Origin of the sequence: Billgrantia ethanolica (genome assembly GCF_021404305.1) — a bacterium.
In the GTDB taxonomy this organism is placed as follows: Bacteria; Pseudomonadota; Gammaproteobacteria; order Pseudomonadales; family Halomonadaceae; genus Halomonas; species Halomonas ethanolica.
In genome coordinates this window covers 131,164-143,879 of the sequence record NZ_JABFTX010000001.1, presented here as the reverse complement: position 1 = coordinate 143,879, position 12,716 = coordinate 131,164, and the positions used below count along the sequence as shown (strand labels likewise).

10 protein-coding genes are annotated in these 12,716 nt (G+C 65.5%); 4 read left to right on the top strand and 6 right to left on the bottom strand.

The features are described 5' to 3' along the window. Positions 1 to 72 precede the first annotated feature (72 nt). The 3 genes from trmA to HOP53_RS00645 all read right to left on the bottom strand — a co-directional run bounded on the left by trmA (position 73) and on the right by HOP53_RS00645 (position 2,642). Entirely contained in the window at positions 73 to 1,182 is a 1,110-nt protein-coding gene (gene trmA, locus HOP53_RS00655; RefSeq protein ID WP_234268122.1) for a tRNA (uridine(54)-C5)-methyltransferase TrmA, read from the bottom strand. 40 nt (positions 1,183 to 1,222) lie between these two features. Continuing rightward, positions 1,223 to 1,999, bottom strand: coding sequence for a glutamate racemase (gene murI / locus HOP53_RS00650; protein ID WP_234268116.1), 777 nt, complete (start codon positions 1,997 to 1,999; stop codon positions 1,223 to 1,225). A gap of 97 nt (positions 2,000 to 2,096) precedes the next feature. After that, positions 2,097 to 2,642 (bottom strand): hemerythrin domain-containing protein, encoded by a 546-nt coding sequence (locus HOP53_RS00645; protein ID WP_234269671.1) that lies wholly within the window; start codon positions 2,640 to 2,642, stop codon positions 2,097 to 2,099. 203 nt (positions 2,643 to 2,845) lie between these two features. On the opposite strand from HOP53_RS00645, the gene HOP53_RS00640 reads away from it, so the two are divergent. Next, on the top strand, positions 2,846 to 4,186 hold the full coding sequence (locus tag HOP53_RS00640) for a replication-associated recombination protein A (RefSeq protein WP_234268113.1): 1,341 nt from the start codon (positions 2,846 to 2,848) through the stop codon (positions 4,184 to 4,186). A gap of 91 nt (positions 4,187 to 4,277) precedes the next feature. On the opposite strand, the gene lolA is transcribed toward HOP53_RS00640, so the two are convergent. Beyond that, positions 4,278 to 4,913: an outer membrane lipoprotein periplasmic chaperone LolA gene (gene lolA, locus HOP53_RS00635; RefSeq protein WP_234268112.1), complete on the bottom strand. Its 636-nt coding sequence runs from the start codon at positions 4,911 to 4,913 to the stop codon at positions 4,278 to 4,280. Positions 4,914 to 5,034: 121 nt separating this feature from the next. Next, positions 5,035 to 8,205, bottom strand: a complete 3,171-nt coding sequence (locus HOP53_RS00630; RefSeq protein ID WP_234268110.1) for a DNA translocase FtsK — start codon at positions 8,203 to 8,205, stop codon at positions 5,035 to 5,037. Positions 8,206 to 8,409: 204 nt separating this feature from the next. On the opposite strand from HOP53_RS00630, the gene aat reads away from it, so the two are divergent. The 3 genes from aat (at position 8,410) to infA (ending at position 10,320) form a co-directional block, all read left to right on the top strand. Next, positions 8,410 to 9,153, top strand: coding sequence for a leucyl/phenylalanyl-tRNA--protein transferase (aat, locus tag HOP53_RS00625; RefSeq protein WP_234268108.1), 744 nt, complete (start codon positions 8,410 to 8,412; stop codon positions 9,151 to 9,153). Between the two features lie 13 nt (positions 9,154 to 9,166). Beyond that, positions 9,167 to 9,916 (top strand): arginyltransferase, encoded by a 750-nt coding sequence (locus HOP53_RS00620; RefSeq protein ID WP_234268106.1) that lies wholly within the window; start codon positions 9,167 to 9,169, stop codon positions 9,914 to 9,916. Positions 9,917 to 10,101: 185 nt separating this feature from the next. Continuing rightward, positions 10,102 to 10,320 carry a translation initiation factor IF-1 gene (gene infA, locus HOP53_RS00615; RefSeq protein ID WP_010627817.1) on the top strand — a complete coding sequence of 73 codons (219 nt, stop codon included), beginning with the start codon at positions 10,102 to 10,104 and terminating at the stop codon, positions 10,318 to 10,320. Positions 10,321 to 10,412: 92 nt separating this feature from the next. Here the strand turns inward: infA and clpA are convergent, their stop codons facing one another. After that, the gene (gene clpA, locus HOP53_RS00610; RefSeq protein ID WP_234268105.1) at positions 10,413 to 12,689 is read right to left on the bottom strand and encodes an ATP-dependent Clp protease ATP-binding subunit ClpA; all 2,277 of its coding nucleotides are present in this window, start codon (positions 12,687 to 12,689) and stop codon (positions 10,413 to 10,415) included. Positions 12,690 to 12,716 lie beyond the last annotated feature (27 nt).

Below are 12,716 nucleotides of genomic sequence, written 5' to 3'. Positions count from 1 at the left end.
TGCATGTCGCTTGTGCATCGAGACAGAACGTTTTGCTACTTGACAACCCGAGACTTCTTCAGGACCAAGGGATCAAGCGACGTGTCTTTCCAGCAGCACACCGCATTCACAGTGATGGGTCCAGGGGAACTGATCGAACAGTGCGAAACGGGCAATCCGATGCGTGCGGCTCAGCGACTCCAGGTTCTGCTCCAACGTATCCGGGTTGCATGAAATATAGACGACTCGCGAATATTCGCTCAGTTGCCGGCAGCTGGCCTCGTCGAGGCCGGCACGCGGCGGATCCACCAGCACAGTGGAAAAGTCGTACTCTGCCAGCGCCATCTCGGTCACGCGACGCCCGCCCTTATCGCCCTTCAGCGCAGCGGCGAACTCCTCCGCCGACATGCGCCCCACCACGGCATTGTCGATACCGTTGGCCGCCAGGTTCTGCTGCGCGCTGGCGACGGAGGTACGCGAGATCTCGGTGGCCAGCACCCGACGAAAGTTCTCGGCCAGCGCCACCGTGAAGTTGCCGTTGCCGCAGTAGAGCTCCACCAGATCGCTCGACTGGCTGCCCCGGGTCACGTCCCGGGCCCAGGTCAGCATGGCCCGGCTGACCTCGGCATTGGGCTGGGTGAAGCTGTTCTCCACCTGCTGGTAGTGGAAGGTGCGCCCTTCCACCTCCAGCCGCTCCCAGACATGGTCGCGCTCTAGCACCAGGCGCTGCTTGCGCGAGCGGCCGATGATCAGGATGTCGAGCGCCTGCTGCAGCCGCCGTGCCTCGTTCTCCCAGGCCTCGTCCAGCGGGCGATGGTAGATCAGGGTGACCAACGCCTCGCCGGAAAGCGTGGTCAGAAACTCGACCTGGAACAGCCGCCGGCGCAGCACGTCGCTTGCCAGCAGCGCCTTGCGCAGGCGGGGCATCAGTTCGTTGATGCGTCCGCTGGCGACGGGATAGTCGTCCAGGCGAATCACCCGCTTGTGCTTGGGATCGTCCGGGTCGACCTCGAACATGGCGAAGAACAGATCGTCACCCTCGTGCCACAGACGGAATTCGCAGCGCTGCCGATAGTGGCTCGGCGGCGAGGCAAAGACCTCCAGCGGGGGCGGCGAAAAGCGCTCGAACTGCCGGCTGATGCGCTCACGCTTGGCCGCCAGTTGCTGGTCGTAGCGTTCGGGGTCGACAACGGGAATGGACACGGCATCTCCTGACGTGTGCAGGGTGGAAAGAAATATTGGGTCAGCCGACGATGAGCAGGCGCGGCTCGTCGAAACCGAAAGTGGCCACGGCACGGGCCAGACGGGCATCCGGCGCCGTCGCCAGGCTCTCGTCGCGTCCGCTCGCGATCTCGAGCTCCTGCACCACCTGGGCGGTACGCCGGGCGATGGCCTCGCCGGAGTCGACCAGTTGGATCGGCCTGGGAGCGGCGGCCACGATGCGCTCGGCGAGCAGTGGAAAGTGAGTGCAGCCGAGCACGACGGTATCGAGATCGGGCGCTTCCCACAGGGGGGCGGTCACGGCATCGATGACCGCCTGGTCCGGCTCATCGCCGGCCAGGAATCGCTCCACCTCACGTACCATCGGGTCGGCGGCGACCCGAGTGACACGACAGTCGGCGGCAAAGGTCTCGATCAACCGGTCGGTATAGGGACGCGCCACGGTAGCGCTGGTGGCCAGCAAGCCGATGTGCCGGCTGCGGCTCTGGGCAGCGGCGGGTTTGATCGCCGGCACGGTCCCCACCACCGGAACCGACAGATGTTCGCGCAGCGCATCCAGCGCCAGGGTGCTGGCCGTGTTGCAGGCAACGACCAGGACGGAGCATTCGCTCGCAGCCACGGCGGCCTTGCACACGGCCAGGATGCGCTCCACCAGCCACGCATCGGGGCGGATGCCGTAGGGCAACATGGCGTTGTCGCAGGCATAGACCAAGGCGGCACCAGGCAAGTGGTGCCGCAATGACGGCACGACCGAGAGGCCGCCGACGCCGGAGTCGAAGATCAGTATCGGGCCAGACATGGCGAAACGAGGCGCATTGAAATCGCTCGGCTGCTGCAAAGGGCTCTATTCTAGCAGTATGCCGAATGAGCTGAAGCCTTCGTTTCGCCGCCTGAGATCAGGCTGCCGGTTCCGCCGTCTCGCGCAGCTCGGCGTAGAGCTCCGGATAGGCTTCCTGCAGCCGCTCCAGCTTGGCTGCAGCACCTTCCGGCAGCGCCTGGGCCAGCAGCTCCAGGTCGCGATCGTCGAAGTGCTGGCGAATCAGCGGGAACAGCAGTTCACGCTCATCGCGCAGATAGGTTCGGTGCGCATCGAGGTAGGCCTTGAGATCGTCGGCAAAACGGTCCATCGGAATGACTGCATCCATCAGAATCATGTCGATATCACCGGATAGCCGATTCAGGCGCTTGCGCAACGCCTGATAGTCGCTGGACAACCGCTCGGTCAACTCCTGGGTTTCTGGTGCCAGGGCCTGAAGCCGCTCCGAGCAGACGCGCTCCAGAGGAACGGTGAACTCTTCCATATAGTCGAGAATGTAATCGACGACTTCGCGGACCAGCTTGAAGTTGGGCCGTTCTCCGACAGCAAGGGACTTCTGTTTGAGCTGAAGGACGTGCAACATGCGCGCCATGTTGGCATGATCCTGACGCAGTTGGGTCAGCATGGGCATGTCGAGGCCTCCTCTAACGTTGAGCGTATAGTGTTGGAGTCGCGGGACGATAGCAGGTTCAGTCTCGTCGCTATCGAGATACGGTCTTGTCGCCAACGAGACACGGGTGGAAAGCAGGACGCTGTATCACCCTAGACCCTTTATGCCGATCCCGCACATCGCCCAAGGTCGAATTTGCAAGCACCAAGGAGTATGCCATGGACCTTTTCGGTCAGGCGTCAGACGATTCCGCTCCCCTGGCCTATCGCATGCGTCCGCGTCGTCTCGACGACTACGTGGGCCAGCAGGCCTTGGTGGGTCCGGGCAAGCCGCTGCGGCGCATGGCCGAGACGGGCATCGTGCGCTCGATGATCCTGTGGGGCCCCCCCGGCACCGGCAAGACCACCCTGGCCGAGATACTCGCCGAACACTCCGGCGCCCACCTGGAGCGGCTCTCCGCGGTGATGGCAGGCGTGAAGGAGATCCGCGCCGCAGTGGATCGCGCGCGCGCCATGCAGGGCCAGGGCCGCCCCACGCTGCTCTTCCTCGACGAGATCCATCGGCTCAACAAGAGCCAGCAGGACGCCCTGCTGCCCCACGTGGAGTCGGGCCTGCTCACGCTGATCGGCGCCACCACCGAGAACCCCTCGTTCGAGGTCAACTCCGCCCTGCTCTCCCGGGCCCGCGTGCATGTGCTCACTGCGCTCGACGTAGAAGCGCTCATGGAAGTGATGCGACGCGCCCTGAACGACGATGAGCGCGGCCTGGGCCAGCGCCGTATCGCCGTGGATGAGGAAGTGCTCGGCTTGCTGGCCCGCGCCGCGGCCGGCGATGCCCGCCGCGCCCTGGGAATGCTGGAGACCGCCTGCGACTTCACCATCGCCGAGGGCGACGGCGAACGCCTACCCCGAGAGGCCCTGAATGCCGCGCTCGGCCACCAGGCCAGCGCCTTCGACAAGCAGGGCGACCACTACTACGACCTGCTCTCGGCGATCCACAAGTCAGTGCGCTCATCGCGCCAGGATGCCGCCCTGCTCTACATCGCCCGCTTCATCCAGGGCGGCGGCGACCCGCTCGACGTGGTTCGCCGCCTGGCGGCGATTGCCTCGGAGGACGTGGGCAACGCCGACCCTCGCGCGCTGACACTGGTCATGGCGGCCTGGGACGCCTACCTGCGGCTGGGCGACTACGAGGGCCAGCGCGCCATCGCCCATGCCGCCATTCACCTTTCCATCGCGCCCAAGAGCAACGCCATCGACCAGGCCTGGAAGCGTGCCAAGGCCTTCGTGGCGGCTCAGCCGCGGCTGGAGGTGCCCACCTACCTGCGCAACGCCCCGACCAAGTTGATGGAGTCGCTGGGCCATGGCCACGGCTATCGCTACGCCCATAACGAGCCGGAAGGCTACCCGGCGGGCAGTCAGCACGACTGCTGGCCCGAGGACGTGCCGCGAGAGGCCTTCTACCAGCCCAGCGAACACGGTCAGGAGAAGCGCTACGCGCAGCTGATGGCCTGGCGTGCCGAGCTGGATGCCCGGGCCGACGAAAACGCAGACGACTAGCGAGGCGAGTCGGAAAGACGACCAGTAATGAAAGCGCCGCCTCGAGGGCGGCGCTTTGCGTTCTGCTTGAACTATCCGTGGATATCGAGGATCAGTGGGTGTCGCGGATCACGTCGGCCCCGTCGGGGATCTGAAACGCGAAGCGGCCCTCGTCAATGGCGTGATTGGTACGCACGTCACTGAACTCGATGACGGTCTCCTGTCCGGTGCTGTCGATCATCTGCAGGGCAGCCAGCTGTTCGCCGCGGAAGGTCATCTGCAACTCTTCGAACAGGGTGTCGGGCGACCGCGGCACCAGACGGAAGCTCTCGCCACCGCCCTCCTGGTGGCGCGTGACCGTGACCTCGTAGCTCTCGGTCAGCTCACGGGCGCTACCCGACAGCAGCAGCGCCGGGGTATGGGTGACCCGCTGGTCGAGCGCCTGCACGGTGACCTGCTCCAGGTCGGGATCGTAGAGATAGACCTCGCTGCCGTCGGAGATCACCTCCTGCTGATAGGGTGCCGCGACCTCCCAACGAAACTTGCCGGGACGCGACAGCCACATCTGGCCGTTGGCCTGCTGCAGACGCTCGCCGCTGCCGTCGAGGATCAACTGCTCGAAGCGCGCCTCGAGGGTTTCCAGCGGCTCCAGCAGGCTGGTCAGCCGGTCGGCACCTTCGCTGGCCAAGGCGGCTGCCGGCATGACGAGGGTAAGGGCCAGTGCAGTTAGGGTCTTCTTCACACTCATCGTCTCTCTCCCTGGGCGGGTCCTGAATGGATCCTGTCACTCGGACCCGCTGCGTGCCGGCGGGTTGCATGGCCGCCGTGCCTTTCATGGTTTCTGCATCATTGTCGCCTGGTACCGACGGTCAATTGCCCACCGGCGGCGGCGCCAGCACTTCGCGGCCGCCGTTGGTACCCATCGAGGAAACCACACCGGCCGCCTCCATGGCTTCCACCAGGCGCGCCGCACGGTTGTAGCCAATCTTGAAGCGCCGCTGCACCGCCGATATGGAGGCGCGACGACTCTCGGTGACGAACTGCACCGCTTCGTCGTAGAGGGCATCCTGCTCGGCATCGCCGCCGCCCTCGCCCACATCGGCCTCGAGTCCGGTCAGGGCGTCGGCCGAGACGCCGCCGGACAGTATCTCGTCGACGTATTCGGGCTCGCCGCGGCGTTTCCAGTCCTCCACCACCCGATGCACCTCGTCGTCATCGACGAAGGCGCCATGCACCCGGGTCGGCAACCCCGAACCCGCGGGCAGATAGAGCATGTCGCCATGGCCCAGCAGGTTCTCGGCACCGCCCTGATCGAGAATGGTGCGCGAATCGACCTTGGACGACACCTGGAAGGCCATGCGGGTGGGGATATTGGCCTTGATCAGACCGGTCACCACGTCCACCGAGGGGCGCTGGGTGGCGAGTATCAGGTGAATACCGGCGGCTCGCGCCTTCTGCGCCAGACGCGCGATCAGCTCTTCGACCTTCTTGCCGACGATCATGAACATGTCGGCGAATTCGTCGATCACCACCACGATGTAGGGCAGTTTCTCCAGTACCGGCGGGGCTTCGTGCATCTCCCACGGTTGCGGCTCCCACAGCGGGTCGGCCACCTGGGCACCGGCACGCTCGGCCTCGTCGAGCTTGCCGTTGAAGCCGGCGATATTGCGCACGCCCATGGCCGCCATCAGCTTGTAGCGCCGCTCCATCTCGGCCACGCACCAGCGCAGGCCGTTGGCGGCCTCCTTCATGTCGGTGACCACCGGCGCCAGCAGATGCGGGATGCCGTCGTAGACCGAAAGCTCCAGCATCTTGGGGTCGACCATGATCAGGCGCAGTTCATCCGGCGTGGCCTTGAGCAGCATCGAGATGAGCATGGCGTTGACGCCCACCGACTTGCCCGAGCCGGTGGTGCCGGCCACCAGCAGGTGGGGCATCTTGCCCAGGTTGGCCACCACCGGGCCGCCGCCGATGTCCTGGCCAAGCGCCAGGGTCAGCGCCGAGGCCTCCTGCTGGTAGCGGTCGGAGTCGATCACCTCGCGCAGGCGGATCATCGCCCGGTGCGGATTGGGTATCTCAATGCCCACCGTGGGCCGCCCGGGAATGACCTCCACCACACGCACGCTCTTGACCATCAGCGAGCGCGCCAGATCCTTGGCCAGGTTGCTGATCTTCGACACCTTCACGCCGGCAGCGGGCTTGATCTCGAAGCGGGTGATCACTGGCCCCGGCCAGGTGTGCACCACCTCGGCCTTGACGCCATACTCGCGCAGGCGGGTCTCGAGCAGTTCGGCCATGTCGGCCAGCTGCTGCTCGGTGTAGTTCTGCTGGTGCGGCTCCGGCGGGGTGAGCAGGCGCAGGCTGGGCAGCTCGCCGTCCGGCTCCGGCATGTCGTCGAGGGTGGGCCGCTGGCTCTGCAGATGCTCCACCGTCCACAGCGTGGGGCCATCGGGCTCCGCGGCCGCGGCACGCGCCTGTTCGGCAGTGGCGATTCTGCCGCCAGTTTCGCTTTCGTCTTCGTTCTCGTTACCTTCCTCGTTCTCGACGAACGGCGACGGAGGCTCGTCCATGGCGGACGGCCGGCTGGCCGAGTCACGCCAGGCCCGCAGCCCTTCGGCCTGATCGGAGTAGGCAGCGGAGCGTTGCGCAGTGTCGACCGTCTGAGGCGGCAAGGTCTCGTACTCATCCGCCTCGTCGAGACCGCCTTCGTCCTCGAAGTCGTCACCACCCACGTGGTTCCAGTTCAGCCGCGGCTCGTAGGCATCGGTCGGCTCTTCGGGCTGCAGGTCGCCGAGCCCTGGCTCACGCCGCGCTTCCTCGCGCCGCACTTCCCCACTCGGCGCAGCAGGTTCGGGGGCTGCGGGCTTCGCCGCGGACGGCGCCGCCTCGGGATCGGGTGGCTGAAAGCCGGGAGAGCCGGCCTTGGCAGTCGGCGGCCTTACATCGTCGGTAGCGCGTAGCGGCATGGCGGCGGTGGGCACCGGCTCGTCGTCACGGCTGGCCTTGAGTGCAGCAGCGGCGGCAAGCGGCCCGGCGGCAGCCGCACTCGGCGTCGCCGACATCGCAGCGCTGGTAGTAGCGACAGAGGCAGTGACAGAGGCAGCGGCAGGCCGCGAGCCGGCGGTGGCGTCGTCGCGGCGGGCCGTGTAGGCGGCATCCGGTCGCTTCGCCGAAGGCGTGCGCTCGGGCACGTCCCAGGGAATATCGGTGTCGCCGTCGTCGCCAAAGGTGGGGTCTAGCCCCGGCTCACGCAGCGAAGGCACCTCGGTATCGGCGCCGCCGTGACGCCGCCGCCAGAACTGCCAACGCCGTGGCGCCGGCTCGGCTGGTGCCTGGGCGTCATGATCTGGCTCATCCTGATCATCGCCCTCGCGCCAGCGCGGCTCATGCCGCTCGCGCACCAGGCCGAACGGAGAAGCCGCCCAGCGCCACAGACGCAGGAAGCGATAGCCCAGCTCATCCATCACCATCAGCCAGGAGAGCCCGCTGAACAGCGGGAAGCCGCACAGCATGGCCGCCACGGCCAGCAGACCGGTGCCACCCGATTCGACCAGCGGCACCAGCGCACCCACCAGCCCCTCACCGAGGATGCCGCCCGAGGCATAAGGCAATACGCTGTTGGGGCTGTAGAAATGCAGCGCTCCCAGCGTGGTGGTGCCCAGCAGCAGCAGCACCAGGCCACCCAGGCGTACGGCAACGGCCGTGGCGTCCCATTCGATCTGCACACGGCGATGGCGAATCAGCCACCATCCGGCAAAGCCCAGCATGCCGGGCCACCACAACGCGCTGGCGCCGAACAATGAATACAGCACGTCGGCCAGCCAGGCACCGAAAGGACCCATCCAATTGCCGACCTCGGTTTCAGGGCCGCGATGCGACCAGCCGGGATCGGTAGCCTGATAGCTGAACAGCGCCAGCAGCAGGAACACGCAGGCCGCCAGCAGAAGAATGATTGCCCCTTCCCGGGCCACGCCCTGCAGATGGATTGCCAGGCGTGTGGTCGGCTGCTGGGGGCTCTCCTCCGTTGCGCGCCGCGGCACGCCTTTTTCCTTTGCACTCAACTCGCCAACCCCCTCGCACCGTTACGGCAACGGTGCCTTTCTCGACTTGCATGAAGCAGATTGAATTCAGCCGCCATCATACCGGGAGTACAGGCCTCGGCACAGTGGTGACGCAGGTCGCTTGAGCCAAATCGGCTGCGGCGTCAGACTAGAGGTATTCTTGCTGACGAGGAGCGTCCTTCGATGCTGTCCTGGCTTCCCGCGCGCCCCGTGCGTTTTCCGCCCGTTTCGCACGCGCTGCGTGACCCGGAAGGCTTGCTGGCAGCGGGCGGTGAACTCACGCCCGAATGGCTGCTGGCGGCCTACCGGCACGGCATCTTCCCCTGGTACAGCGATGATCAGCCCATCCTGTGGTGGTGTCCGAACCCGCGCATGGTGCTGTTCCCCGATGAGCTGCGCATCACTCGCAGCCTGGAGAAGCGGCTACGCAACGGCGGCCTTCAGGTCACCTTCGATCACGCCTTCGAGGCTATCGTCAGGGCCTGCGCCGCGCCCCGGAAAGGCCAGCCGGGCACCTGGATCACCGAGGAGATGCATGCCGCCTACGTGACGCTGCATCGCCTCGGCTATGCCCGCTCGGTAGAGGTATGGCGCGGGGCCGAGCTGGTCGGCGGGCTCTACGGCGTGGCCATGGGACCGGTTTTCTTCGGCGAGTCGATGTTCTCGCGAACCAGCGATGCTTCCAAGGTTGCCCTCGTGCATCTGGTACGCGCCATGCGCGCGGGCGGCGGGCGCCTGATCGACTGCCAGATGCACACCAGCCACCTCGCCAGTCTGGGCGCACGCGACATCGCTCGCACCGAGTTCATCAACTATCTTGAATCATGTCTGGCGACGTCGGAACAAGCGGATGGCCAATATCCCCTGCCCTGCTGGGGGTTACCGGATGACTCATCCCGCGTCGAACCCCTGACGGCACTCACTTAAGGAGGCGACCCCCGTGAGCAGCAATGCGCCTCGTCATCCGATAAGGGACCTGCGTTTCTTCCTGACCGTACCGCACGCCTGCAGCTACCTGGAGGGGCACGAAGCCACGACTCTGTTTCTCGACCCTCAGGAGTCGCATGGGCAGGGAATCTACGACTCGCTGGCCCTGCTCGGCTTTCGCCGCAGCGGACGCCACCTCTACCGCCCTCACTGCGAGGGCTGCAGTGCCTGCGTCTCGGTGCGTATACCGGTCGACGACTTCCAGCCCAGCCGCAGCCAGCGGCGGATTGCCAGGCGCAACGCAGACTTGACGCTGGTCGAGCGACCGGCACTGTTCGACGCCGAGCACTATGCGCTCTATGAGCGCTACATCCAGGTACGCCACTGGGATGGCGACATGTTCCCCCCCAGTCGCGAGCAGTACCGCACCTTCCTGACCCTGGACGAGCCCTACTCGCGGCTGCTCGAGTTCCGCCTGGATGGGCGCTTGATCGCCGTGTCCGCCTTCGACCGCCTGGAGCACGGCCTCTCCGCCATTTACACCTTCTTCGAGCCGGACCCGGACTTCGATCGGCGCTCGCTCGGGACCTTTGCCGTACTGAGCCTGTTGAACCAGGCCTACCGCGAGGGGTTGCCCCACGTCTATCTCGGCTACTGGATCCGCCAATGCCGCAAGATGGCCTACAAGGAGGCCTACCGCCCGCTGGAAGCACTGGAAGGACGGCACTGGCGACGCCTGTTGGCCACTTCGTCCTCGTCCTGATACGGCCCGCTTTGCCTTGACGCCCGGCTTGCGGCACAATATCGCGCTATCCTAGGGACGGGCGCGCCGTTCGTCGGTGCGCCCGGGCCTGTCGTGGGTGGCCATGACGCCCAAGGCTCTTGGCCGCCACGCAAGAAATTAGACTGAAGCAAACAGACCATCGTCATCAGCGAGGAACCGCCTATATGGCACGTGAAGACCATATCGAAATGGAAGGCGTCGTCGTCGATACCCTTCCCAACACCACCTTTCGCGTCGAGCTGGAAAACGGCCACGTCGTGACCGCCCACATCTCGGGCAAGATGCGCAAGAACTACATCCGCATTCTCACCGGCGACAAGGTCAAGGTCGAGCTGACCCCCTACGACCTGACCAAGGGCCGTATCGTCTATCGCTCACGCTGAGCGAACGCGGGCGCCTGGCAGCGACGCACCTTCGACACGACAACGCCCCGTCCGGAGACAGGGCGCTGTGCGAGGTCGAGACCACCCTGGGCTCAGGGCGCGTCGGCCATTTCCGACTCCGTGGAGAGATGCAGTTCGCCATCCTCCACCGTGACGTGAACCACTCCTCCATGCTCGGATAGCTCCCCGAACAGGATCAGCTCCGCCAGCGGCTTCTTGAGTTTCTCCTGGATCAGCCTCGTCATGGGCCTTGCGCCCATGCTGGGGTCGTAGCCCTTCTCGGCCAGCCAGTCCCGCGCGGCCATGTCCACATCCAACTGCACCCGCTTCTCGTCGAGCTGCGCCTGCAGCTCCACCAGGAACTTGTCCACCACGCTGCGTACCACCGAGGTGGGCAGGGAGTGGAACTGGATGATGCCGTCCAGGCGGTTGCGGAACTCCGGCGAGAAGGTCTTGCGAATGACCTCCATGGCATCGGTGGAGTGATCCTGGGTCTGGAAGCCGATCGAGCGGCGAGCCTGCTGCTCGGCACCGGCGTTCGAGGTCATGATCACGATCACATGGCGGAAGTCCGCCTCACGCCCGTTGTTGTCGGTGAGCCGGCCGTGGTCCATCACCTGCAGCAGCAGGTTGAAGACTTCCGGATGCGCCTTTTCGATCTCGTCGAGCAGCAGCACGCAGTGCGGCTGCTTGGTGATCGCCTCGGTGAGCAGACCACCCTGGTCGTAGCCGACGTAGCCCGGGGGGGCACCGATCAGCCGCGACACGGTGTGGCGCTCCATGTATTCCGACATGTCGAAGCGCACCAGCTCAATGCCCATGATCCTCGCCAGCTGACGCGCCACTTCGGTCTTGCCCACCCCGGTGGGGCCGGCGAAGAGGAAGCTGCCCACCGGCTTGTCGGGAGACTTGAGACCGGCCCGAGACAGCTTGATGGCGGCGGAGAGGCTGTCGATGGCCTCGTCCTGACCGAACACCAGCATCTTCAGGTCGCGATCCATGTTCTCGAGCAGCTTGCGATCGGAGCTGGACACGCTCTTGGGCGGAATTCGCGCGATCGATGCCACCACCGCCTCGACCTGATCCACGTCGATGGTATCGACCCGCACCTCCGGCGGCAGCAGGCGCTGATGGGCGCCGGCCTCGTCGATCACGTCGATGGCCTTGTCGGGCAGATGGCGATCGTTGATGTAGCGATCCGCCAGGCGAGCCGCGCTCTCCAGCGCCGCATCGGTGTACTTGAGTCGATGATGCTCCTCGAAGCGCGAGCGCAGCCCCTTGAGGATGCGGATGGTGTCGTCCACCGAAGGGGCCATGACGTCGACCTTCTGGAAACGACGTGCCAGCGCCCGATCCTTCTCGAAGATGCCGCGGAACTCCTGGAAAGTGGTGGAGCCGATGCAGCGCAGCTCACCCGAGGAGAGCAGAGGCTTGAGCAGGTTGGAGGCATCCATCACCCCGCCGGAAGCCGCCCCGGCACCGATCACGGTGTGGATCTCGTCGATGAAGAGGATGGCGTTGGGCTGTTTCTTCAGCTCCGCCAGCAGGCTCTTCAGACGCTTCTCGAAATCGCCGCGATACTTGGTACCGGCCAGCAAGGCACCCATGTCGAGGGCGTAGACCACGGCGTCGCCGATGACCTCGGGCACGTCCTCTTCGACGATGCGCTTGGCCAGACCCTCGGCAATGGCAGTCTTGCCCACGCCGGCCTCGCCTACCAGCAGCGGGTTGTTCTTGCGCCGCCGGGCGAGAATCTGGATCACCCTCTCGAGCTCGTGCTCACGCCCGATGAGCGGATCGATCTTGCCCATCCGCGCCTGCTCGTTGAGGTTGGTGGCGTAGCCGGTGAGCGGGTTGGCGCTGGTCTCGCCGCTACCCTCTTCGGCCTCTTCGCTATCGCTGGGCGAAGACGAAGGGCTCTGGCCGTGTCCCGCCACCTTGGAAATGCCGTGGGCGATGTAATTAACCGCATCGACCCGGGCCACGTTCTGCTGTTTGAGGAAGTAGACCGCCTGGCTCTCCTGCTCGGAGAAGATGGCCACCAGGACGTTGGCCCCGGTTACTTCACTCTTGCCGGAGGACTGCACGTGGAACACGGCACGCTGCAGCACGCGTTGAAAACCCAGGGTCGGCTGGGTCTCGCGGTCGCTCTGGTCCTCGGGAATCAGCGGGGTGGTGGAATTGATGAAATCCTGCAGGTCGGACCGCAACTTGTCGAGGTTGGCCCCACAGGCTCGCAGCACGTCTGCCGCCGAGGCATTGTCGAGCAGCGCCAGCAGCAGGTGCTCCACGGTCATGAACTCGTGCCGCTTGGAGCGGGCCACGGTAAATGCCGTGTTCAGGGTCAGTTCAAGTTCTTTGCTCAGCATGGCAGTCCCCTTCTCGCCGCTTAGGGC